17 protein-coding genes and 1 pseudogene are annotated in these 22,658 nt (G+C 70.7%); 11 read left to right on the top strand and 7 right to left on the bottom strand.

The genetic code is table 11. The features are described 5' to 3' along the window. Positions 1–382: 382 nt before the first annotated feature. From OOZ19_RS16545 to OOZ19_RS16535, 3 genes are all read right to left on the bottom strand, one after another. Positions 383–4,081, bottom strand: a complete 3,699-nt coding sequence (locus OOZ19_RS16545; RefSeq protein WP_266091000.1) for an FkbM family methyltransferase — start codon at positions 4,079–4,081, stop codon at positions 383–385. Between the two features lie 68 nt (positions 4,082–4,149). Further along, positions 4,150–5,493, bottom strand: a complete 1,344-nt coding sequence (gene glnA, locus OOZ19_RS16540; RefSeq protein WP_266090999.1) for a type I glutamate--ammonia ligase — start codon at positions 5,491–5,493, stop codon at positions 4,150–4,152. Between the two features lie 94 nt (positions 5,494–5,587). Then, positions 5,588–7,165, bottom strand: coding sequence for an alpha/beta hydrolase (locus OOZ19_RS16535; RefSeq protein WP_266090998.1), 1,578 nt, complete (start codon positions 7,163–7,165; stop codon positions 5,588–5,590). Between the two features lie 83 nt (positions 7,166–7,248). Here OOZ19_RS16535 and OOZ19_RS16530 point away from each other — a divergent pair, with 83 nt between their 5' ends. From OOZ19_RS16530 to OOZ19_RS16490, 10 genes and pseudogenes are all read left to right on the top strand, one after another. Then, positions 7,249–8,994 carry an NAD+ synthase gene (locus OOZ19_RS16530; RefSeq protein WP_266090997.1) on the top strand — a complete coding sequence of 582 codons (1,746 nt, stop codon included), beginning with the start codon at positions 7,249–7,251 and terminating at the stop codon, positions 8,992–8,994. 66 nt (positions 8,995–9,060) lie between these two features. Then, positions 9,061–9,585 (top strand): Scr1 family TA system antitoxin-like transcriptional regulator, encoded by a 525-nt coding sequence (locus OOZ19_RS16525; RefSeq protein ID WP_266090996.1) that lies wholly within the window; start codon positions 9,061–9,063, stop codon positions 9,583–9,585. Between the two features lie 27 nt (positions 9,586–9,612). Further along, positions 9,613–9,747, top strand: a pseudogene (locus OOZ19_RS30180) (hypothetical protein); the annotation flags it as partial. A 189-nt stretch (positions 9,748–9,936) separates the two neighbouring features. Further along, entirely contained in the window at positions 9,937–10,785 is an 849-nt protein-coding gene (locus OOZ19_RS16520) for a transporter substrate-binding domain-containing protein (protein ID WP_266090995.1), read from the top strand. 322 nt (positions 10,786–11,107) lie between these two features. Then, entirely contained in the window at positions 11,108–12,559 is a 1,452-nt protein-coding gene (locus tag OOZ19_RS16515; RefSeq protein WP_266090994.1) for an ATP-binding protein, read from the top strand. A 66-nt stretch (positions 12,560–12,625) separates the two neighbouring features. Then, positions 12,626–13,039 (top strand): roadblock/LC7 domain-containing protein, encoded by a 414-nt coding sequence (locus tag OOZ19_RS16510; RefSeq protein WP_416309445.1) that lies wholly within the window; start codon positions 12,626–12,628, stop codon positions 13,037–13,039. Next, positions 13,036–13,401 (top strand): DUF742 domain-containing protein, encoded by a 366-nt coding sequence (locus OOZ19_RS16505; protein WP_266090993.1) that lies wholly within the window; start codon positions 13,036–13,038, stop codon positions 13,399–13,401. Before OOZ19_RS16510 ends, OOZ19_RS16505 begins: the two co-directional genes overlap by 4 nt. Beyond that, positions 13,382–13,990, top strand: coding sequence for a GTP-binding protein (locus OOZ19_RS16500; protein WP_184477848.1), 609 nt, complete (start codon positions 13,382–13,384; stop codon positions 13,988–13,990). Before OOZ19_RS16505 ends, OOZ19_RS16500 begins: the two co-directional genes overlap by 20 nt. Then, on the top strand, positions 13,987–15,255 hold the full coding sequence (locus tag OOZ19_RS16495) for a cytochrome P450 family protein (RefSeq protein WP_323055146.1): 1,269 nt from the start codon (positions 13,987–13,989) through the stop codon (positions 15,253–15,255). The genes OOZ19_RS16500 and OOZ19_RS16495 overlap by 4 nt, the downstream gene beginning before the upstream one ends. 339 nt (positions 15,256–15,594) lie before the next feature. After that, complete coding sequence (locus tag OOZ19_RS16490; RefSeq protein WP_266091004.1) at positions 15,595–16,782, top strand: cytochrome P450; 1,188 nt, start codon at positions 15,595–15,597, stop codon at positions 16,780–16,782. A 263-nt stretch (positions 16,783–17,045) separates the two neighbouring features. Here the strand turns inward: OOZ19_RS16490 and OOZ19_RS16485 are convergent, their stop codons facing one another. Next, the gene (locus OOZ19_RS16485; RefSeq protein ID WP_266090992.1) at positions 17,046–18,260 is read right to left on the bottom strand and encodes a cytochrome P450; all 1,215 of its coding nucleotides are present in this window, start codon (positions 18,258–18,260) and stop codon (positions 17,046–17,048) included. Between the two features lie 351 nt (positions 18,261–18,611). Here OOZ19_RS16485 and panB point away from each other — a divergent pair, with 351 nt between their 5' ends. After that, entirely contained in the window at positions 18,612–19,478 is an 867-nt protein-coding gene (gene panB / locus OOZ19_RS16480; protein WP_266090991.1) for a 3-methyl-2-oxobutanoate hydroxymethyltransferase, read from the top strand. Between the two features lie 180 nt (positions 19,479–19,658). Here panB and OOZ19_RS16475 read toward each other — a convergent pair whose 3' ends face one another. From OOZ19_RS16475 to OOZ19_RS16465, 3 genes are all read right to left on the bottom strand, one after another. Further along, complete coding sequence (locus tag OOZ19_RS16475; protein WP_266090990.1) at positions 19,659–20,063, bottom strand: DUF4326 domain-containing protein; 405 nt, start codon at positions 20,061–20,063, stop codon at positions 19,659–19,661. A 59-nt stretch (positions 20,064–20,122) separates the two neighbouring features. Next, a complete protein-coding gene (gene npdG, locus OOZ19_RS16470) occupies positions 20,123–20,788 on the bottom strand; it encodes an NADPH-dependent F420 reductase (RefSeq protein ID WP_266090989.1) in 666 nt (221 codons plus the stop codon). A gap of 384 nt (positions 20,789–21,172) precedes the next feature. Beyond that, positions 21,173–22,654, bottom strand: coding sequence for an RNB domain-containing ribonuclease (locus OOZ19_RS16465; protein WP_266090988.1), 1,482 nt, complete (start codon positions 22,652–22,654; stop codon positions 21,173–21,175). Positions 22,655–22,658 lie beyond the last annotated feature (4 nt).

The raw sequence follows: 22,658 nt of genomic DNA, 5'->3' as shown, positions 1-22,658 counted from the left end.
TGCGATGTTTCAAACTCTAGCAGGCCCGATTTTCGGCCGTTTCAGGGGGGTCAACCTCGCGGTCACCCGCACCCCGGTCGGCCAGATCGTCGACCTGATTTGGAGTTGTCCACTGCTAAGTCGTGACCCGCTTCCGTGGAAGCGCCTCTCGAATCTTAGCGACTGTCGTACGTTACCCGGTCCGCTTCGCGGTGTCAAACCCGCTCGTCCCGTCCGGTGCGCGCTACTGGGAATCCCCAGGCGCCGCCACCTTCGCCGTCCCCGCCAGGCTCTTGCGTCCTGTTCCGTCCGGCTTGCCGTGCGACATGGAGAAACTTACGCACACTCTCCGTGAATGTCAAATCGCCTGGTCAGACTCTTGACATTCACTGTTCACCGCGAGTCAGGACTTGCCTTTCGGGCGCAGCCAGAGCTTGACCGTGCTCGTGGAGCCGGCGGCGTCGATCGCCTCCAGCAGTTCCGAGGCCGATACGGCCGTCGTGCGGCCCACGGGAACCAGCTCGTAACCCCAGGTTCCGAACTCGCGCAGTGCCGTGGCCGGGTCGTCGCCGAGTTCCGTGATGCCGGAAGGGGTGAACGAGCACACGATCGACGGACGATCCCGCCGGAGCAGGCGGACCAGGCCGCCGAGGACTCGGTGCACTCGTGCGCCGACGTCGACGTGCACCACCGACAGCGTCATGTCGTGCAGCGTCGAGGTGTTCTCCAATTCCTTGTCGAGGCGCACCCCCGGCACCCGCGCTTCGTCGTCCTCGGAGTCCGACTCCTCCACCGGTCGCACCGAGACCCCGCCCGCCAACGACGGTTCGGCGATCAGGTCGGCAGGGGCGTCCCAGGCCGCGGCGGCGAGCGTGACCAGGCGGTGCCCCCACGCCGTGGGGACGTTCACCTCGACGTTGCGGTTGAGCAGCGCGCGGCCGTCCGCGCTGGGCTCGACCGCGATCACGGCGCCGCTGTTGCCGAGCCTGCTCAGGACCCGGACGGTCTGGTAGCCGACGTACGAACCGACGTCGAGGAACACGCCGTCCGGTTCGAGCAGCGAGTCGATCAGCCCGGACACTTCCGCGTCCCAAGTGGCGTGTGAGGACAACCACGGCAGCATCATGGCGTCGTCGGCGGGCAGCCTGAGCAGGCCCGCGTCGCAGAGCACCGGGGTGCTGCTGCCGTCGGCGGTGCCGGTGTTGCGCTCGTGCTCGCGCAGCAGGATTCGTTGCAGCACGTCCGTGCGGTGCAGGGCGTACGCGGCGTCGCTGGTCGCGGAGCGCAGGGTGGTTTCGAGTTCCTGGTCGCGGACCTGTTCGCGCTCGCTCTCCAACGCGTCGATCCGGTCCAGGGTCCGCTCCACCGCGCCGGTGAGGCTGTCGAGCCGCTGCGCCAGCAGGTCGTTGTGGTCGGGCTCGCCGCCGGGCGAACCGCCGCCCGCTTCCAGCGCGCGGAGTCGCCGGTGCTGGTCGGCGAGGTCTGCCCGAGCTCGCACCATGCCGTCGTCGGTGCTGGTGAGGCGTTCGTCGAGCTCATCGTGCCGCTGGTCGATGCGGCCGAGTTCGGTGCGGAGCAGGTCGAGCTCCTCCCCTCCCCCGTCCGCGTCGTACTGGCGGCGCAGCAGTTCCGCCGCGGTCTGCTCCACGCCGTCGACCATGGAGCGCAGCACGTCGCGGATGTGCTCGTCGTAGTGGCTGAGCACCCGAAGCACCGCCTTGCGCAGCGCGGGGGCCACCGAGTTGCGGCCACCGGCGCCGACGTCGGGGGCGCGGTGCAGCGCGTGCCGCGCCACCAGCAGCGGGTGCAGCGGGTCGTCGAGGTCGCCGTGCCGGTCCTTCGCCCACTTGGTGCGCCAGTTCCGGTAGGCGTGCTCGACGTGCTCGCGCAGCCGCTCGGCGGCGTGGTTGACGCTGTGCTGCACGAGCAGGTGATCGCGGGCGCGGCGGCCGGCGGCGGCCGTCTCCTCGGGGTCGTCGGCCGCGGTGCGCAGGGCGACGGCGGCGGCCTCGACGTCCGGTTCGCCTTGGCCTTGGCAGGGCACGAGGATCGCCCCGGCGGAGCTGAGCAGTTCGGTGACGGCGCCGTGGTCGGCGGCGAGCACCGGCACGCCGTGCGCGGCTACCTCGAGCAACCGCAGCGCGTACCGGTCACCGCCCGTCGGGCGGTGCAGCGAGGCCACGGCGTCCGCCGCGGACAGCAGGCCCTCCGTGCCGATCTCCTCCTCGACGAGGTGCACCCGCGGGTCGGCGGCCGTGGCCAGCCGCAGCCGCTCGGCGGCCTCCGGGTGTTCGGCCGCGGCGGTGACGGCGACGAGCAGGTGCGCGTCCTCGCGTTCGGGGAACGCGGCGAAGAACGCGGTGACCAAGCCGAGGATGTTGTCGCGGCGTTCGTCGGAGTGGTCGGCGAACGCGCCGATGACGAACTCCTCGGACAGCCCGAACCGGGCGCGTGCCGCCTTCCGCGTCGGCAGGTCCACCGGGCCCGGATCGAGCAGCGGGAGGGCGACGACCCGGGTGGTGGGTCCGCCCGCGCGGCGGGCGGCCTGCCGGGCGGCTTCGGAAAGCACCCACGCTTCCACCGCGCCGTCCGCCTCGGTGGTGTCGGGCTGCACGTCGATCAGGTGCCGGCCCGCGGGCACCGTCAAGCCGGGTTCGCAGCGCAGCACCACCGGGTAGTACGGCGTGTCGGCCGAGGGCAGCCCGGAGGCGCGCACGGCCGCGCGGACGAGTTCGGCGGTACGGCCGGTGCCCAGGACGGCGACGCCGAGCTGGTCGACGAGGGTCGAGCCGTCGGTGCCGCCGAGGTTGCGCACCGCGCCGGCGGGCACCCGGCCGCCGGCGACGCCGACGCCCGCGCACCATTCGCGGAACGCGTCGGCGTCCGCGCCGAACGGGTCGGGGTAGTTCTTGCGCAGCACCTGGTCGTCGGCCCACACCGCGGCGGTCCAGCGGGAACCACCGGTGCCGCGCTGCCGTTCGTCCACGGGGGCGCAGGCCCAGTCGAGGAAGTCCTCGACGTCGGCACCGGTGGCGAACGGGCTCGCCGGGGCCTGGTCGCGCTGCCAGGCGTCGAGGTAGTCGCGCCGCAGCGGCTCGGGCAGCGGGGTGCCGTCCGGCAAGGCGTCGTAGGGGTGCGGTTGTTCCCGCGTGTAGCCCGCTTCGACGAGTTTGTTGCGGTAGGCGGCGCAGAGCCCGGCGAGCACCGGATGTTCGGACAGCAGCACTCGCGGGCGGTCGGCGTAGTGCGTGGACAGCAGCCAAGGCCGCTGCGGCTGGAACCCGTCGAAGTGGATGCTGCGCAGCTGGGAACCGTCGACCGCGTGCCCGCCGTCGCCGGTGGGGATGAGTTCGCGTTGCGCCGCGTTCCACACCGACAGCCCCACGCCCGGATCGCGCAGCACGTGGTGGTCGATCAGCGCGGGTGCGCCGTCGAGCAGCATGCCGACGCTGGGGTCGGCGCGGACCTGGTCGGCCCACGCGGTGAGGAAGTCCTCCGCGCCGGGGCGCACGCCGAGCACGCTCGGGTCGAACGGGCCGGATTCGACGAGGTCGGTGGCGCTCGGGCGGAACCCGTCGGCGTAGAGGGTGCGCAGCACCCTCGGCACCAGCGCGACCGGGCGGTCCGGGGACAGCTCTCGCAGCAGGTCGTCGAATTCGCTGAACACCTGCACCGACGGTTCGAGGTAGAGCACGGTGGCGCCGGTGGCCAGCAGGTGCTGCAGCAGCCGGGGCCGCAGCACAGCGCGCAGCTGGTCCGCGGTGCAGGCGACGGCGAGGCCCGCGAGCTCGTCGGCGTCGACGCCGATCCGCTCCGGGGTGAGCACGTCACCGCCGATCTCACCGCCGATGGGCAGCACCACGAACCGGGCTCCGGGGTGGCTGTGCAGGAACGATTCGCGCAGCACCCGCGCGGCGGGCAGCTGGCCCGGTCCTGCGACGGTGCAGCCGATCAGGGTGGCCTGATCGGCGTCGAAGCCCGCGGCGGCGTCCGGGTGTTCGGCCGGCCATGCCGGTTCGTCCGCCCGGTGCTCCAAGAGGTCGGAGGTGGCTTCGGCGTCGGGGTCACCGGAGGGCTCGGGCTGCGGCTGCGAATCAGTCACGGGGCGAACCTATCGCCCCACCCTCCGGGTGCCCACGGCCTGACCCCACGAGATCGGTTTGAGCCCGGTCACAACATCGGCATCAGGCTCTGCAGCTCGTACGGCGTGACGCGGCTGCGGTAGGAGTCCCACTCGTTGCGCTTGTTGCGGAGGAAGAAGTCGAAGACGTGCTCGCCGAGGGTTTCGGCGACCAGCTCGGAGTTCTCCATCTCGCTCAGGGCGTCGTTGAGGTTCTGCGGGAGGCTGGCGTACCCGGCGGCTTTGCGCTCGCCTTCGGTCAGCGACCACACGTCGTCCTCGGTGGCGGGCGGCAGCTCGTAGCCCTTCTCCACCCCGCGCAGCCCGGCGGCGAGGATCACCGCGTACGCCAGGTACGGGTTGCAGGCCGAGTCGGGGCTGCGGACCTCGACGCGCCGCGAGGAGGACTTGCCCGGCGAGTACATCGGCACCCGCACCAGCGCGGAGCGGTTGGCGTGGCCCCAGCAGACCGCGGTGGGCGCCTCGCCGCCGACGATGAGCCGCTTGTAGGAGTTCACCCACTGGTTGGTGACGGCGCTGATCTCGCGCGCGTGGGTGAGGATGCCCGCGACGAACGCCCGCCCGGTGCCGGAGAGCTCGTAGGGGTTCTCCGGGTGGTAGAAGGCGTTCTGGTCGCCTTCGAACAGGCTGAAGTGGGTGTGCATGCCGGAGCCGGGCTGCGCGGTGAACGGCTTGGGCATGAAGGAGGCGTGCACGCCCTGCATGAGGGCGACCTCCTTGACGGTGTAGCGGAAGGTCATCACGTTGTCGGCCATGGTGAGCGCGTCGGCGTAGCGCAGGTCGATCTCCTGCTGGCCGGGGGCGCCTTCGTGGTGGCTGAACTCGACGGAGATGCCCATCGCTTCGAGCGTTTCGATGGCGTTGCGCCGGAAGTGCGGGGCGGCGTCGTGGCTGGCCTGGTCGAAGTAACCGCCGGAGTCGGCGGGTTCCGGTTCGACCCCGGTGGTCGGCAGGTTCTTCAGCAGGAAGAACTCGATCTCGGGGTGCACGTAGCAGGTGAACCCGGCTTCGGTGGCCTTCGACAGGGTGCGGCGCAGGACGTGCCGCGGGTCGGCCCAGCACGGGGAGCCGTCGGGCATCGCGATGTCGCAGAACATGCGGGCCGAGTAGTGCTCGCCGTCGGGCGTCTCCCAGGGCAGCACTTGGAACGTGGTCGGGTCGGGCTTGGCGACCATGTCCGACTCGTAGATGCGTGAGAATCCTTCGATGGCGGAGCCGTCGAACCCGATGCCCTCGCTGAAGGCGCCCTCGAGTTCGGCGGGCGAGATCGCCACGGACTTGAGGATGCCGAGGACGTCGGTGAACCACAGCCGCACGAAGCGGATGTCACGTTCCTCCAGGGTGCGGAGCACGAACTCCTGCTGGCGGTTCATGCTCGCAGCCTAATTCCTGCGGTTCCCGCGATGCCCGACCGTGCGTGTTGAGTCCTGGTTACCGTCCGGTGCCGGGGCCGGTCGTGGTGGCGGGTCACTTGCACCGGGTGCCGTCCGCGGGCAGTTCGAGCTCGGTCAGGTAGTCGATCCCCGCGTCGTCCACGCACGAGTTGCCCTGGAGGAACGCGGTGTGCTGGGTGCCTTCGAAGGTGAGCAGCCTGCCGCGCAGCGCCTTCGCCAGGTTGACCCCGGCGTCGTAGGGCGTGGCCGGGTCGCCGGTGGTCGAGATCACCAGGGTGGGCGGTAGGCCCTGAACCTGGGGCTGGGCCGGGTCGCCGGTGACCGGCACGGGCCAGAACGAGCACATGTCCATCGCGCTGTTGGCGGGCAGGCCGTCGTCGAGGAAGGGCGCCGCCTCGCGGTAGCGGCGGTCCGCTTCGCGCAGCACGGCGCGGTCGGTGACGCGGGGATCGTCGACGCAGCGCACGGCGTTGAACGCGTCGGTGATGTTGCTGTAGGAGCCGCCGGCCTCCCGCCCGTAGTAGGAGTCGGCGAGGGTCAGCAGCACGGTGCCGCGTCCCTGGGCGAGCTCGCCGAGCCCGGTGTTGAGCGCGGGCCACATGCTCTGCGCGTAGAGCGCCTGGACGGCCGCGGTGGTGGCGTCGGTGTACGAGAGCTCCCGGTCGCCCGCGGGCGCGGGGTGTTCCAGCAGCGGCCGGGTGAGTCGCTGGAACGCCGGGACCGCCCGCGCCGGGTCGTCGCCGAGGGCGCAGTGGTTCTGCCCGGCGCACCACCGCGCGAATGATTCGAAGGCGCGCTGGAATCCGGCGCCCTGCATGACCTGCTGCTCGATGGCGTCCTGACCCGGGTCGATGGCGCCGTCGAGGATCATCGCCCGCACGTTGCCGGGGAACCGCTCGGCGTATTCGGAGCCGATGCGGGTGCCGTAGGAGTAGCCGAGGTAGGTCAGCTCCGGGTCGCCGAGCGCGGACCGCAGCACGTCCATGTCCTGCACGACGTCGCGGGTGCCGACGTGGGCGAGCACGTCCTCGCCGGTCCGCTGCACGCACTTGCCGGTGTAGTCGCGCACTTCCCGCTCGGTCTGGGCGGTTCCCTCCGGCGAGGTGTCGGCGTCGGAGTCGAGGCGGTCGGCGTCCCACTCCTCGTCGGTGAGGCAGCGGACTTCGGGTTCGCTGGCGCCGATGCCGCGCGGGTCGAATCCGATCTGGTCGAAGCGCTCACCGAGGTCGGTGGGTTCCAAGGTGGGGGCGAGGCTCGCGGCGGCGCTCATGCCGGAGGCCCCGGGGCCTCCGGGGTTCATCAGCAGCGAGCCGATGCGGCTGTCCGGGTCGGTCGCGGGTTTGCGCAGCACGCCGATGCTGATCTGGCGCCCTTGCGGTTGCGCGTAGTCCAGCGGCACGCGCAACCGCGCGCATTCCAGGGCCCGGTCCTGGTAGACGCCCTGGTCGGTGCTGGTGACCGCGTAGTCGGCGCACGGACCCCAGGCGAGCTCTTGGCCGTAGAACTCGCCCAACCCGGCCGGGACCGCGCCGGCGGGCCCGCTGCGCTCGGTGCGCGGTTGCAGCAGCGGTCCGCTCGACGGCGAGGGGGCGCAGGCAGCGGCACCGCTGAGCAGCAACAGCGCGCACCCGGCGGTCAGCAAGCGACTCATTCGGGGGATGGTGTCACGCGTTCGGAGTCGGCTTCGTCACGGGCGGTGGGACTTCGTTCGCCGCGTGCGCGAAGATGACGTCCATGCCGCAGCTGCGCCTCGCTCTAGCCCAGGTCAACGCGACCGTCGGGGACATCGCCGGGAACAAGGCGATGGTCCTGGATTGGACCCGCAAGGCCGTGCAGGAAGGCGCCCACGTCGTCGCCTTCCCGGAAACGGTGCTCGCCGGATACCCGGTGGAGGACTTGGCACTGCGCAAATCCTTCGCCGCGGCGAACCGCGCCGCGATCGACGCGCTGGCGGTGAACCTGCGCGAAGCGGGCTGCGGGGACGCGCTGGTCATGGTGGGTCACCTCGACCGCGACGACGAAGGGGTGCGCAACTCGGCGTCGCTGCTGTTCGGCGGCGAGGTCGTCGCGACCTACGACAAGTACCACCTGCCGAACTACGGCGTGTTCGACGAGGCCCGGTACTTCGCGCCGGGCTTCGACCTGCCGATCGTGAAGCTGCACGGCCTCGACATCGGCGTGGTGATCTGCGAGGACATCTGGCAGAACGGCGGCCCGGTGGCCGCGCTGGGCCAAGTCGGCGTGGACCTCGTGGTGTGCGTGAACTCCTCGCCCTACGAGCGGTCCAAGGACGACGTGCGGGTGCCGCTGGTGGCGCGGCGGGCCGCGGAGGCCGGTGCGCCGATCGCCTACGTGAACATGGTCGGGGCGCAGGACGACCTGGTCTTCGACGGCGATTCGATCGTGGTGGGCGCCGACGGCGAGGTGCTGGCGCGGGCTCCCCAGTTCACCGAGCACCTGCTGGTGCTGGACGTGGACGTGCCCGCGGGCGGGCACACGGCGACGACGGTGCCGGAGCAGCCGGGCCGCATCCGGATGCCCGCGTTCGACGTCACCCGCACGGTGCTGCAGCCCGAGCCGCTGCCCGCCTACGAACCGCTGCCCGCTCCGCCCGGCGTGGAGCCGCTGCCGGAGCTCGCCGAGACCTGGGCGGCGCTGGTGACGGGCTTGCGGGATTACGTGCACAAGAACGGTTTCCGGTCGGTGACGTTCGGGTTCTCCGGTGGCATCGACTCGGCGGTGTGCGCGGCCCTGGCCGCGGACGCGCTCGGGCCGGATGCGCTGCACGGGGTGTCGATGCCGTCGCACTACTCCTCGGAGCACTCCCGGTCGGACGCGGCCGAGCTGGCCCGCCGGTTGGGCTGCCACTTCGAGGAGCGGCCAGTGGCGGACATGGTCGCGGCGTTCGTGGGGCCGCTGGGCTTGACGGGGCTCGCGGAGGAGAACGTGCAGGCCCGCTGCCGGGGCATCACGTTGATGGCGATGTCGAACCAGCACGGCCACCTGGTGCTGGCGCCGGGGAACAAGACGGAGCTGGCGGTCGGCTACTCCACGATCTACGGCGACGCGGTCGGCGGGTTCGCCCCGATCAAGGACGTGCCGAAGACACTGGTGTGGGAACTGGCGAAGTGGCGCAACGCGGAAGCGGAGAAGCTCGGCGAGGTGCCGCCGATCCCGGAGAACTCGATCGAGAAGGTGCCGTCGGCGGAGCTGCGGCCGGATCAGACGGACCAGGATTCGCTGCCGCCCTACGAGGTGCTGGACGCGGTGCTCGACGGCTACGTCGAGGGTGACCGGGACTATTCCGACCTGGTCGCCGACGGCTTCGACGCGGAACTGGTGGAGCGGGTGATCCGGATGGTCGACGGGGCGGAGTACAAGCGCCGCCAGTACCCGCCGGGCACGAAGATCACGCTGAAGGCCTTCGGCCGCGACCGGCGCCTGCCGATCACCAACCGCTGGCGCGAGAGCCGCCCCTGAGGAGGTCCGCTGCCCCGCTTCGGCTCACGCGAGGGCTTCGCGGAGCGTTCTGAGCGGGGTGGGGCGGTGCTCGAGGTGCACGGCGATGACCTCGGAGCCGTCCCCGATTATCGGGAGCCCGCGGAGGAAGCCGAGCTGGACGTCGCGCTCGTCCGCGTGGGCGGCGAATTCGGCGAGGTGGATGCTCGCGTCGAGTTCCGCCTGCAACGGCGGGAACTGCTGACGAGGCAGAACCCGCCCTGGATGTGGTTCGTGATCGGCGAAGCGGCAATCCGCGGTCCCCTCGGTGGGAGAGACGTGCTGCACCAGCAACTTCCGCATCTCGTCGACATGATCGAGCGAAATCCCCCGCCCGACCGTCCGAGTTGCACCGTTGGCAGCAGCCGATCACCCGCTATTCGGCGCCGATCCGGAAATCCTTCGGTTCGGCGGCCTCCCCGTCGACATCTCCGCCAGCCGGCCTTCATCGGTGGCGACGTCCACCTGACCGAAGATCGCGATGCCCGTGAGTGCGCGCGCCTGTCCCACCGACTTCGCGCGGTCGCCCTCGGGCCCGACGAAACTCGCGCGCTCATCGCAGAACGTGGTTGACGACGAACGCGGACCACCTGGTTCAAGAGCGGCTGCAGCGGACCGCGGAACAACAGCTACCTCGAAGCGCGGATCACCGGGCGCGGCATCGACGTCCGGGACTCCGAGGATCCGGGCGGTGGTCATCTCAGCTTCAACTTCGGGTGTGGCAGGGGTTCCTGAACCCGCTCGGGCGGTGACCGCGCTCGGCCGCGCATCTCGGATGCCGGAAATCCCGCCGGGCGCAGGAGTTGCGGGAAGTGGAGCAGTACGTGAATCACCCACTGGACCGATCTTGGTGGACGAATGGGCCAGCGCTTCGGATAGTCTCGCCGCACGCCGGATCGTTTCGGCGTTGCCGGGAGGGAACACATGGGGTGGAGAACCACGGCGTCGGGTGTCGTGCTCGCCGCGCTGACCGCGTCATTCGCCACCGGATGCGCGGATTCGAGCACCGAATCCGGCGCCGCCCCGGAATCCGGTGACGCCGCGAAGGAAAGCACCACCGGGCAGGGACTTCGGTCCACGATGGACGCCATTGCCGAGCGCGGCGAACTGCGGGTGTGCAGCACCGGGGACTACCGGCCTTTCACCTATCGCGACGCGAACGGCGCCTGGAGCGGCATCGACATCGACATGGCGCGCGACCTGGCCGCCGAACTCGGCGTGCGCGCCACCATCGTCGCGACCACGTGGGAGTCGCTGAGCGAGGATTTCGCGCAGCGGTGCGACATCGCGGCTGGCGGCGTGTCGGTGACGTTGAAACGCGCGAAGGAGGCGTTCTTCAGCGACGCGTACGTCGTCGACGGCAAGACGCCGATCACCCGGTGCGAGAACGCCGCGCGATTCCTGACGCTGGAGCAGATCGACCGCCCCGGCGTGCGCGCCGTGGTCAACCCCGGCGGCACCAACGAAAAGTTCGCACGCGAGAAGTTGCACCGCGCGGAGATCGTTCCGCATCCCGACAACAACACGATTTTCGAGGAGATCCGCAGCGGCCGAGCCGATCTCATGATCACTGACGGCGCGGAGACCAAATGGCAGGCGCGGCAACACCCCGAACTCTGCGCGGTGCACCCGGACCAACCGTTCACGTTCTCCGAGAAGGCATATCTGCTGCCGCGCGGTGACGTCGTCTTCCAGCAGTTCGTGAACGAGTGGCTGCACCTGCGCAAGCACGACGGCACTTACGACCGGATCGCGCGGCCATGGATCGGCTGAGCACCGGATGCGGAACCGAAATCACCCGGAAGTCGCGCATCCCGATACCCGGTGGAATGACGATCGCTGCCCGCAATGCACCGCGCCCACAACCGGGACACGCACTCCACCAGCCGAGATCACCTACCGGTGTTTTCAGCCCCCGGAGAGTGAGTAGCATCGCGAGCCCAGGGGAGATCAGCGGGATTTCACCGAGCAAGTCGAATCAGGGGTGGCCGGGTGTCGGCCCGTCCGAAAACCTCCCCGCCCGACTCCCCCGCCGCACCGCCGAGGGCCCGCGGTGCGCAGGCCAGTGCCACCGACCGCGACGAGGACCTGATTGATGTCAGCACCCACCCACACCCAATCCGCGGCCAAACGCCGCCACCTGGCCCGAGCCCTGCTGGTATTGCTGATCTCCGGGGTCGTGACCGCGGCGCTGAGCACCTGGGCCGCCGTCGCGAGCCCCGACTCGGCCACCGTGCTCGTCGCCTGGAGCACCGGCATCGCCGCAGCCCTGATCAGCATCGCGTTCGCGTTAGCCAGCTGGGGCCTGCAGAACGCCACCTTCTACCGCACCCGCGCCGAGAAGGCCGACGGTGCCACGGCGAAGCTCGCCGACGAAACCCTCCCCGCACTGGTCACCCGGCTGCGCGCCGGATCCTCCGTGGACACCGCGCTCGGCGAGATCGACCACCCGCGCAATCCCACGCACCAGCGCATCCTGCGCGCCCTCGGCCAGGAGATCGGCCAGGGTGAACGCGCCCGCGCCGCCGCCATGCTCGCCTGCGCCAACGCCGCGGGCCGGATGCAGGCGCTGTCGACGAACATGCTCGCCAGCCTCCGCGAAATGGAGGAGCGCCACGACGAATCGGTGCTGGGCGACCTGCTCGAACTCGACCACACCACCGCGCAGGCCGGTCGCCTCGCGGACAGCATCGCGGTGCTCACCGGCGCCCGGTCCGGCCGCCGCTGGACCAAGCCGATCAAGATGGAGAGCATCCTGCGCGGCTCCGTCGGCCGCATCGCCGCCTACAAGCGGGTCCGGCTGCACTCCACCAGCACCGTCGCCATCGTCGGCTACGCCGCCGAAGGCGTCATGCACGCGCTGGCCGAGCTGATGGACAACGCCACCAGCTTCTCCCCGCCGTCCGAACTCGCGCACGTCTACGTGGAGGAAGTCCACTCCGGCGTCATCGTCACGATCGAAGACGGCGGCCTGGTCATGAGCGAAGCGGCGATGAAGCGCGCCGTGCACGCCGTCGGCACCGAACCCCTGGACCTCACCACGCTCAACGGCACCCGGCTCGGCCTCGCCGTCGTCGGCTGCCTCGCCAGGAAGCACGGGCTGACCGTGTCGTTCCGGCCGTCCTCGCGCGGCGGCACCGGAGTCGTCGTGATGATCCCGCGCAAGCTGATCACCCAGCCGCGCAAGCAGGAGGAGTTCACCCTCCCGAGCCGCACCGTGGGCGCGGCGCAGCCCGCGCAGCTCAGCTCGGTGACGTCGGCGGGTACCGCCACCGCGACCGGCACGCTCACCCGGCAGGACCTCAACGAGAAGCCCGCGGCACCCGCCGAGAACTCGGAGGCGACCTTGCAGAACCTCCCGAAGCGCCGCCGCGGCGAAACGCTGGCCGCGGCGTCCCCGTCGTTGGTGTCCGGCTCCGACGACGACAACACCCAGCAGCAACCACCCGCACCCGCACGGCCCCGACCGAACGCGGGCGCCCGATTCGGCGCGTTCCGGCAGGCGAGCCGACCCAGCGACGGCTCGCAGTCCGACGACGCGCGCTGACAAGTCTGCCGACGAGAAAGAATGGAGGCAGGGGCCACCCGGCCACGCGGGTACCCCGAAACCCTGATGACCAACGACCACAATCTCGACTGGTTGCTGGAGAACCTGCTGGGACGCACTCCTGGCGCCAAGCACGCCGTCGTGCTGTCCAAGGACGGGCTGAAGGTCTGCCACTCCCCGGGGCTGACCATCGACCAGGCCGACCAGCTCGCCGCGATCGCCTCCGGCATCCAGAGCCTCTCCTACGGGGCGTCCGTCGAATTCGGCGACGGCAGCGGCGGTGTCCGGCAGTCCATGACCGAGTTCCACGGCGGCCTGCTGTTCATCGTCGAAGCCGGTGAAGGCGCGCACCTGGCCGTGCTCGCCGACGAGGACTCCGACGTCGGCGTCATCGGGCACAACATGAACGAGCTCGTCGAGCAGATCGGCGAGTACCTCAGCGCTCCGCCCCGCCAAGCCCAGCCGAGCGGGTTGTCATGATCTGGCGGCCCCTCGACAACGAAGATCCGGACCGGCTCTACACCGTCACCGGGGGACGCAGCAGCACGGACGAAGAATCCCTGGACCTGGTCACGCTCATCGTCAGCGAGTGCGACCCGGCGCCGGGCATGCAGTCCGAGCACATCCGGATCCTGCAGCTGTGCAGGCAACCGATGGCGGTCGTGGAGATCTCCTCGCACCTGGGCATGCCCGTCGGAGTGGTGAAGATCCTGCTCTGCGACCTGCTCGACACGAACCGGATCACCGCACGACACCCCACTTCCGCGCCGGCGAGCAAGAAGGCGCAACTGCCCGATCCCGACATCTTGAAGCAGGTTCTCGTTGGACTCCACAACCTCTGACCCCACGAGCGCACCGCTGCGCAGCACCGCCAGCGACGGGCTCAAGATCGTCATCGTGGGCGGCTTCGGGGTGGGCAAGACCACCATGGTCCGGTCGGTCAGCGAGATCCGTCCGCTGAGCACCGAAGAGACCATGACCCAGGCGAGCCTCGGCGTCGACGACGCCAGCGCGGTCCGGGAGAAGACCACGACGACGGTCGCGTTCGACTTCGGCCGCATCAGCCTCGACGCCGAGCGGGTGCTGTACCTGTTCGGCGCGCCCGGTCAGCAGCGGTTCTGGTTCCTGTGGGACCGGTTGTTCTCCGGAACGCTGGGCGCCGTCGTGCTCGTCGACACCCGGCGGCTGGAGGACTCCTGGTACGCCATCGACCGGCTCGAACACCACGGGATGCCGTTCATCGTCGCGCGCAACAACTTCGACGCCCAGGACCACCCCCTCGAGGACGTGCGCAACGCGTTGTCGCTGCCGGAGGACATCCCGCTGATCGACTGCGACGCGCGGGACCGCGCGTCCAGCAAGCACGTGCTGATCACCCTGGTGAACCACCTCTACGCGCTGGCCACGGCCCCGCAGGGGGCCAGATCGTGAGTTCGCCCGATCCCATCACCGAAGCCTGGCCGCAGAGCGACCAGGAGGCCCGCCGGATCCGGACCGACGCGATCGAACTGTTCGGGCCCCGGTTCCACCAGGACCCGGCCGAGCTGTACCGGGCGATTCGGGCGCAGTACGGCCCGGTCGCCCCGATCGTGCTCGAAGGCGGCGTGCACGCCTGGTTCGTCGGTGATTACCGCGAGATCAACCAGGTCTGCGGCAATCCGGACCTGTTCGCCCGCGACTCCAGGCGCTGGAACGCGTGGGACCAGGTCCCGCAGGACTGGTCGCTGAACCCCTTCGTGCGGTACCAGCCGACGATGGCGTTCGCGGAAGGCGACGAGTACCGGCACCGGATCGGGATCTTCGGAGACGCGCTCGGCGTCATCGACCAGTTCGAGCTGCAGAGGTACTGCGAGACCACCGCCGATCGGTTGATCGACGGGTTCGCGACCACCGGTTCGGCGGACCTCATCTCGCAGTTCGCATACCAACTCCCGCTGTTCGTGCTGGCGTGGGTGTGCGGAGTGCCGCGGGACGACTCCCCGATCCTGCTCGAGGACTTGGTCGCTTCGGTGGGAGACGGCGACAGCTCGGCTGCGCACCAGCGCATCGTGAACCGGATCCGGCGGTTGATCCGGCGCAAGCGGGAACTGCCGGGACCGGACCTCACCAGCCGGTGGCTGGAGGGCGGCCCGGAGCTGCCCGAGGAAGCGCTCACCCAGGACCTCGTCACGGCCCTGACCGCGGGGCAGCAGACGGTGGCTCATTGGATCGGCAACGCGCTCCGGCTGATGCTCACCGACGAGCGCTTCGCCGTCACCCTCACCGGGGGGCGGCGTTCGGTCGGGCACGCGCTCAACGAAGTGCTCTGGGAGGACACCCCCACCCAGAACTACATCGGCCGGTTCGCCACCCGGGACACCGAACTCGGCGACCGGCAGATCCGAGCCGGGGACATGCTCGTGCTGGGACTCGCGGCGGGCAACACCGACCCGCGGATACGACCGGAGTCCTACGCGGACTCCATCGGCAACAACGCGTTCCTGTCCTTCGGCACCGGTGACCGCGGCTGCCCCTACCCGGCACCGCAGCTGGCCGAGACGATGGCCCGCGCCGCCATCGAGGTGCTGCTGGACCGGCTGCCCGACGTCGGGCTGTCGGTACCGCCGAACCAGTTGGAGTGGGTGCCCTCGGTGTGGATGCGCGGGCTGCTGGCCCTGCCCGTCGAATTCAGCCCCAGCTACATCATCGGCGACTAGAGAGACATGCGACGACGGGCCCGCCCGCCGTCACCAGGCGGGCGGCCTCCCCGGTCGCCCGCCTGCTTCCTGGTGACCCGCCGGGATGCCGTCATCCGTCGTCGGCAACGATTCCGCGCCGCCAGCGGCCGGGCGTGCCGACGTCACCTGGCGACATCCGGTGATCCGACCGCAGCCGGACCCGGCCGACACCGCGTCCGGATGTGCATCGGTCGCCAGGTCGTTACTCCCTGTCCGAACGGAAACTCGGGAGCTTCATTCCCTATGACCAATCCAGACATCTGGCCGACCACCGATCCCACCACCCAGGGCTGCCCGATGGGCAAGGAACCCATCGCCATGCACGGCCCGCGGTTCCAGCAGAACCCGGCGCAGCTGTACCGGCAGATGCGCAACGAGTACGGCCCGGTCGCACCGGTGCGGCTCGAAGGCGACGTGCCCGCCTGGCTCGTGCTCGGCTACCGGGAGATCCACCAGGTGGAGAGCAACCCGGAGCTGTTCGCGCGCGACACCCGGCGCTGGAACGCGTGGGACCGCGTACCGGAGAACTGGGGCCTGATGGCGTTCGTCGGCTACCAGCCCTCGCTGATGTTCACCGAGGGCGCCGAGCACCAGCGTCGCACCGGAGCCATCGGCGACTCCCTCGACGAAGTCGACCAGTTCGAGCTGCGCGGCATCTGCGAGCAGATCGCCGACGAGCTGATCGACTCGTTCGCGGGCACCGGCGAAGCCGACCTGATGGCGCAGTTCGCGCACCCGATGCCGCTGCGCGTGATGGCGCGGCTGTACGGGCTCGGTGACGACGAGGCCGCGCAGCTGGGCCAGGACCTCACCGACACCGTCGCCAGCGACGACGGGGTCGGCGCCTACCAGCGCATCCAGGAGCGGATGCAGCGGCTGGTGCAGCGCAAGAAGGAGAACCCCGGGGCGGACCTGCCCTCGCGGCTGCTGGTGCACCCGGCGGGCATGACCGAGGAAGAGATCCTGCAGGACCTCCTGGTGGTGCTCACCGCGGCGCAGCAGCCGGTGGCGTACTGGATCGGCAACGCGATCCGGCTGATGCTCACCGACGAGCGCTTCGCGGTCACGCTCGCCGGCGGTCGCCGCTCCATCGGCCAGGCGCTCAACGAGGTGCTCTGGGAGGACACGCCGACGCAGAACTTCATCGGCCGGTTCGCCTCCCGCGAGACGGAGCTCGGCGGTCAGCGCATCCACACCGGCGACATGCTGGTGCTCGGTTTCGCCGCCGCCAACACCGACCCGCAGGTGCGGCCGGACGCGTACTCCGACTCCATCGGCAACAACGCGCACATGTCCTTCGGGCACGGCGAGCACGGCTGCCCGCACCCCGGCCCCGAGATCGGCGCGGTGATCTCCCGCATCGCCATCGAAGTGCTGCTGGACCGGCTGCCGGACGTGGCGCTCGCCGCCAACCCGGACGCGCTGGTGTGGCTGCCCTCGGTGTGGATGCGCGGGCTCGCCGCACTACCGGTGCAGTTCAGCCCTAGTTACACGGTCGGGTCTTGAGCCGGTCGTTCTGCGTAGGGGGCGGGTAGCGGAACCTGAGCGGTCTTCTCGCTGCGGGATCAATTTTCCGAGTGGCTCCCCACACGCAAAATTGCTGTCCTCGCGAGAAGACCGCTCAGAACCCGCCGGTGACCGGCTTTTCGACGTGGGCCATGCGCTTCGCGCATACAAGCACGGCCTACGGCCGCAAGGCAGGCGTGGCTCCGCCCGCCCTACTGCACGGCTTCGCTTCGAGGCAGGCTTCGCCGGTGTTGGGGCTTCGGTCAGTTGGGGGTGAAGCGGACCGGGACCGATTGCGGGCCTCGGGTGAACACGCCCTGTTCGACGGGGTCGAAGCCGGGGGCCAACTCGGCGTCCGGCATCGCGTCGAGCAGGTCGTTGATGCCGACCTCGATCTCGGACTTCGCCAGCAGGGCGCCGACGCAGAAATGCCTGCCCAGGGCGAACGAGAGGTGGTCTGCGGCGGCCGTGAACGCCGTGCGCGCGGGCAGGTCCTCCCGGAACACGTCGAAGCGGTCCGGGTGCGAGTAGTGCCCGTCGTCCCGGTTCGCCGCCCCGATCAGGCAGGTCACCGTGCTGCCCTTGGGCACCACGCCACCGCTGAGCTCAACGTCCTCCGCGGGCTGGCGCATGATCATGTGCACCGGCGGGGAGAAGCGCAGCGTCTCGGCGAAGGCCTGCGGGATCAGATCGCGGTCGGCCTGCACCGCGGCGAACTGGTCCGGGTGCTGCAGCAGGTTCAGGAACAGGGCTGCGATGGCCTTGTCCGTGGTCTCCCCGCCCGCGGCGAGCAGCAGGCTGCAGAACGCCTTGATGTCCTCGTCGCTCATCTGGGTGCCGTCGATCTCCGCGGTGCACAACGTGGAGAGCAGGTCGTCGCCCAGGTTCGCGCGGCGGTCCTGGATCACCGGGATCATGTACTCGGCGAACTCGGTGCGGGTCCGCACGCCCGCCTCGACGACGTCCGGGTCCTGGCTCAGGTTGCCGAGGAACGCGATGATCGCCGTGTACCAGCCCTGGAACCGGCCGCGATCCTCCTCCCGCAGCCCCAGCATGTCGGCGATCACGTTGATCGGGAACTTGGTCGCGTAGTCGGCGACGAGGTCCACGCTCCCGGTGCCGCGGAACCGGTCGATCAACGCCCGGGAGTTCCGCTCGATCACCGGCAGGAACTTCTCGTGCAGTTCGCTGCCGCGGAACGCCGGAGCGACCAGCGCGCGGCGGACGGCGTGCTCCCTGCCGTCCAGCTGCAGGATGGTGCGGCCGTGCACGGGTTCGAGCTGCCAGTCGTAGTTCTGAGTGGTGAAGACCGGTTCGCGGAACGCCCGCTTCACGTCCGCGTAGCGCGACACGATGTAGCTCTGGGTCGCTTCGTGCCAGAGCAGGGGGAAATCATCTCGCAGCACTTGGTAGGACGGGTTCGGATCGATGGCGAATTCCGGGGACAAGATGTCTGGAGCTTCTTTGGCCGCGGTCATGCTGCTCCCTCTTTGGTGCGTTGCAACGCGATCAGGCTAGGCAAAATGCCCGAACCAGGTCCAGTAGATGATCTTGACTTGACCCGGAGGGCCCAACGCGCTGGGCTGAAGGTGCGTACGGACGCCGCTGCCTGCTGCGTTCGGTTGCCACCACCTGGCTCCACTGGGCGCAACGCCGATGCATCGATGCAACACCGGTCTCGCAGCCGCCCCGGCGGCCTCCGCCGAGCTGTGACGTGTGTCGTCGAGGGCTCCTGGGCGGCGCCGGGGCGTGCGACCCTGGCAAGCGCAAGACGTCGCATAACGCCCAGGGACCCGCAGTGCGGGCCTTGAGGAAAGGGACGGTCAAAGATGACTGCTGCACACTCTTCGCAGCCTGCCCAGAGCGAGACCGCCGCCCCGTACGGGAGCACTCCCGCCCGGCGCCGCGTTCGCATCCCCCACCTGCAACAGCTCAAGGAGCGCGGCGAGAACTGGCCGATGCTCACCTCCTACGACATGTACACCGCGCGGATCTTCGACCAGGCCGGGATCCCGGTGCTGCTGGTCGGCGACTCGGCGGCCAACAACGTCTACGGCTACGAGTCCTCGCTACCGGTGACCGTGGACGAACTGCTGCCGCTGGTCCGCGCCGTCACCGGCGCCGCCGAACACGCCCTGGTCGTCGCCGACCTGCCATTCGGCTCCTACCAGGGCTCCCCGGAGCAGGCGCTGGCGACCGCTGCCCGCTTCATGAAGGAAGGCCGCGCGCACGCGGTGAAGCTCGAAGGCGGACGGCGCTACGCCGCGCAGGTCGAAGCGCTCGTGTCCGCCGGGATCCCGGTGATGGGGCACATCGGGTTCACGCCGCAGAGCGAGCACGGGCTCGGCGGCTACCGGGTGCAGGGCCGGGGCGACCAGGCCGCGGAACTGCTCGCCGACGCGCAGGCGCTGCAGGAGGCCGGTGCGTTCGCGGTCGTGCTGGAGATGGTTCCGGCCGAGGCGGCCAAGCACGTCACCGCCGAACTGCGGATCCCCACCGTCGGCATCGGGGCCGGGCCGGACACCGACGGGCAAGTGCTGGTGTGGACGGACATGGCGGGCATGAACACCGGGCGCACCGCCCGCTTCGTGAAGCGCTACGCCGACCTGGGCGGCGTCCTCGCCGACGCCGCGGGCCGCTTCGCCGACGAAGTCCGCGGCGGCTCCTTCCCCGCCGCCGAACACTCCTTCAACTGACGGTGGGGAGTGAACGGACCGTTCGTCCCCTCTCGTTGGGCGAACGGTCCGTTCACCCGATCCCCGGCGGAGCCGGTCTCACGGCGTCGGTCTCACGGCGTCGGTCTCGCGCTCCGGTGGGGAGTGAACGGACCGTTCGTCCCATCGCATCGGACGAACGGTCCGTTCACCCCTGTGCCGTCAATCGGCGCGGTGGGCGAGGACGTCGGCGTGGCAGATCTCCGGGGCGCACCAGCAGCCGAGGGCCCGGCCGCTCAGCTCGCCCTCGCGCAGCCTGCGCACGAGGTCGGGCTGCTGGTCCAGCCACTGCTCGTAGTGGCGGACCATCGCCTCCCGGTCCGCCTTCGCCTCCCGCACGAACGGACTCGCGAACTCGGAGGCCGCCCACGAGTGCCGCGGACCGGAGTGGCCGACGTAGGTCAGCAGCCCCTGCCGCTGCAGCCACGGCACCAGATGCCGGTGCGGCCCCTGCTTGCGCACGTTGACCACGGTGGCGTGGCCGTCGAGCAGCTGGCTGGCGCGTTCCCGCTCGTCGTCGGTCCAGCTCGTCGCCTCCGACGGCAACTGGGTCTGCTGCCGCACCATGCGAGTCCCTCCTCCAGGCCGCGGCTCCTCCCGCGAGGGTGCCCCGCGGGAACGCGAGCTCACACGTCGGTGACCCGCACGCCGGCGTGCGCCTTGTAGCGGCGGTTGATCGCGATGAGGTTCGCCGTGAGCGCCTCCACCTGGTGCGCGTTGCGCAACCGGCCACCGAAGATGCCGCGCACACCGGGGATCGCGCCGGCGAGTTCGCGCACCACGTCGGTGGCCTCGCGGTCATCGCCGAGCACCAGCACGTCCAAGTCGACGTGCTCGACGGACAGGTCCGCCAAGGTCACCGCCGAGACGTGGTGGAACGCCGCGGTCACCCGCGAGTCCGGCAGCAGCGCGGCGGCCTGCTGAGCTGCGCTGCCCTCCGGCACGGCCAGCGCGAACGGGCCCTGCTTGTCGAACCCGAGCGGGTTCACGCAATCGATGACGATCTTGCCCGCCAGCTGCTCGCGCAACGCTCCCAAGGTGTCCGCGTGCGCGTCCCACGGCAACGCGGCCAGGACGACGTCGGCCGCGGCGGCGCAACCCGCGTTGTCCTCCCCGGTGACCTGCCCGTCGGCGGTCTCGGCGATCTCCCGCGCCGCGGCCTGGGCGCGTTCGGCCTTGCGCGAGCCGACCACCACGCGCAGCCCGGCCGCCGCCCACCTGATCGCCAGGCCCTTGCCCTGTGCGCCGGTGCCTCCGAGCACACCGACGGTCATCTCGCGCACCTCAGCCACGCTGGGCCTCCTCGTTGTCACGTTGCGACGCTGCCCTTCCACGATCCGCATCCACCGGAGCCCGCGCTAGACGAGCCCCCTGTGCTTCCCCCCACTGAACAAGCCTCTCAGAACCCGTCTTCGAACTCGTTCCGCGTAGCGGTGCGGGGAGCGGAACCTCAGAGCCCGTCTTCGACCTCCCGTTCCGGCGTGCGCGTGGTCGTCGTCCCGTCAGCGGCGAAGCCGCGGAGCGGCGACCACGCGAGCAACGGGCACCGCCGCGGGTTCCTCGCGAGGACGGCGATTTCGCCGCGCACGGGACGGCGCGTCGCGGCGAGCAGGCCGCTGCGGTTCCGCCACCCGCCCGCCACGCGGCACAAGACCGAAGGCAGGTTCCGGCGGAGGTCACGCCTTCGTGAAGTCGACTTCGCGGCGGTGCGGGTCCGCGCGGGTGAGGCGGACCTGGATGCGCTGGCCCTCGGTGAGGTCGTCGCCGGCGCACCGCGCGATCACGGGCGGCTCCGGGATGAAGACCTCGCCGTCGCCGGAACCCGTCCGCAGCACCGTCGCGGGGAACACCGAACCCACCCGGTTCGCCAGCGACCACGCCTGGGCCTGCGCGAGGCACGCCCGCTCCACCTGGGTCGCCACCCGGTCCGAGGAGCCCATCGCGGAGGGCAGCGCGGGCAGCGCCTCCCGGACCCATGCCGGTACTTCGCGGCCCTCGCCCACCGCCAGGCACACCTCGGCGCCGTACCGATCCACCAACCGCCGCAGCGGAGCCGTCACGTGCGCGTACGGGGCGCCGATCCCGGCGTGGCGCGGTTTCGACGGGGCGGTCGACTCGAACGAGGTGTAGCCCGCTCCGCGCAGCAGCCGCGTCGCCGCGACGTGCACCGCCAGCGCCTCCGGCCGAACCGGGTCGAGCCCCGCCAGCGCCTCCGCCGGCGGCAGGTCCTCCGGCCACTCCACGCCCAGCCGGGCCGCGGAGCGCCGCAGCGCCGCCACCGTCGGCGGCTCCGGATCAGGCACGGTGCGCAAGATCCCGATGCCGGCCTCCAGCATCATCTCGGCCGCGCACATGCCGGTGAGCAGGGAGATCTCCGCGTTCCACTCCTCCACGACCAGCCGTGGCCGCAGCGCGACCCGCCAGCCGCCGGACTCGTCGGCCTCCACCTGCTGCTCCGGCAGGCCCAGTTCGATCGCGCCGCGCCGCAACGCCTGCGCCCGGCGCAACCTCCCGATCACCGGCAGCAGCGCGATCGACGGGTGCGCGAGGCCCGCCCGCAGCGCGCGCTGCACGCCCTCGTAGTCGAGCTGCGCGACCGAGCGCACCAGCGCCCGCCGCACCCGTGTGCGCACCGCCAGCCCGTCCGAGTCCAGGTCGATCGTCCACAGCACCGCGGGCCGCACCTGATCGGGCAGCAGACTCGCCGCGCCCTCCGATAACAGCGTCGGGTGCAGCGGCACGTTCCCGTCAGGCAGGTACAAGGTCTGGCCGCGGCGCCGCACCTCCGCGTCCAACGGGCCGCCAGGGCGCACGTACGCGGCCACGTCCGCGATCGCGTACTCGACGCGGAACCCGGTGCCCCGACGGGTCAGCAGCACCGCTTGATCGAGGTCCTTCGCGCCCACCGGGTCGACCGTGACCAGCGGCAACTCCGTCGCGTCCACCCTGGCCGCCTCGAACACGGGTTGCGCGACGGTCTGCTCCACCTCCGTCAGCGCGGCGGTGGGGAACTCGGCGGGAAGGCTGAAATCCTTGCGCACGGCGGCGAAATCGCACAGTCCGTCCGCGGGGCGGCGGGGGTGTGGCGGCGGCCCGGCACCCAGCCGGGTTGCTGCGACGGCATCGGTGCCACCTCGTGGTACCTGTGCCGTCGCCATCGGA

This window comes from Saccharopolyspora sp. NFXS83 (assembly GCF_026241095.1).
In the GTDB taxonomy this organism is placed as follows: Bacteria; Actinomycetota; Actinomycetes; order Mycobacteriales; family Pseudonocardiaceae; genus Saccharopolyspora_C.
Note: the sequence above shows the minus strand (reverse complement) of the source record. Positions and strands in the feature narration are given on the sequence as shown.

What these genes read in the sequence shown, in the direction of transcription:
- glnA (WP_266090999.1), bottom strand. Translation starts at nt 5,493, where the DNA reads ATGAACCGCCAGCAGGAGTTCGTGCTCCGCACCCTGGAGGAACGTGAC.
- OOZ19_RS16535 (WP_266090998.1), bottom strand. Translation starts at nt 7,165, where the DNA reads ATGAGTCGCTTGCTGACCGCCGGGTGCGCGCTGTTGCTGCTCAGCGGT.
- OOZ19_RS16530 (WP_266090997.1), top strand. Translation starts at nt 7,249, where the DNA reads ATGCCGCAGCTGCGCCTCGCTCTAGCCCAGGTCAACGCGACCGTCGGG.
- OOZ19_RS16520 (WP_266090995.1), top strand. Translation starts at nt 9,937, where the DNA reads ATGGGGTGGAGAACCACGGCGTCGGGTGTCGTGCTCGCCGCGCTGACC.
- OOZ19_RS16515 (WP_266090994.1), top strand. Translation starts at nt 11,108, where the DNA reads ATGTCAGCACCCACCCACACCCAATCCGCGGCCAAACGCCGCCACCTG.
- OOZ19_RS16510 (WP_416309445.1), top strand. Translation starts at nt 12,626, where the DNA reads ATGACCAACGACCACAATCTCGACTGGTTGCTGGAGAACCTGCTGGGA.
- OOZ19_RS16505 (WP_266090993.1), top strand. Translation starts at nt 13,036, where the DNA reads ATGATCTGGCGGCCCCTCGACAACGAAGATCCGGACCGGCTCTACACC.
- OOZ19_RS16490 (WP_266091004.1), top strand. Translation starts at nt 15,595, where the DNA reads ATGCACGGCCCGCGGTTCCAGCAGAACCCGGCGCAGCTGTACCGGCAG.
- OOZ19_RS16485 (WP_266090992.1), bottom strand. Translation starts at nt 18,260, where the DNA reads ATGACCGCGGCCAAAGAAGCTCCAGACATCTTGTCCCCGGAATTCGCC.
- panB (WP_266090991.1), top strand. Translation starts at nt 18,612, where the DNA reads ATGACTGCTGCACACTCTTCGCAGCCTGCCCAGAGCGAGACCGCCGCC.
- OOZ19_RS16475 (WP_266090990.1), bottom strand. Translation starts at nt 20,063, where the DNA reads ATGGTGCGGCAGCAGACCCAGTTGCCGTCGGAGGCGACGAGCTGGACC.
- OOZ19_RS16465 (WP_266090988.1), bottom strand. Translation starts at nt 22,654, where the DNA reads ATGGCGACGGCACAGGTACCACGAGGTGGCACCGATGCCGTCGCAGCA.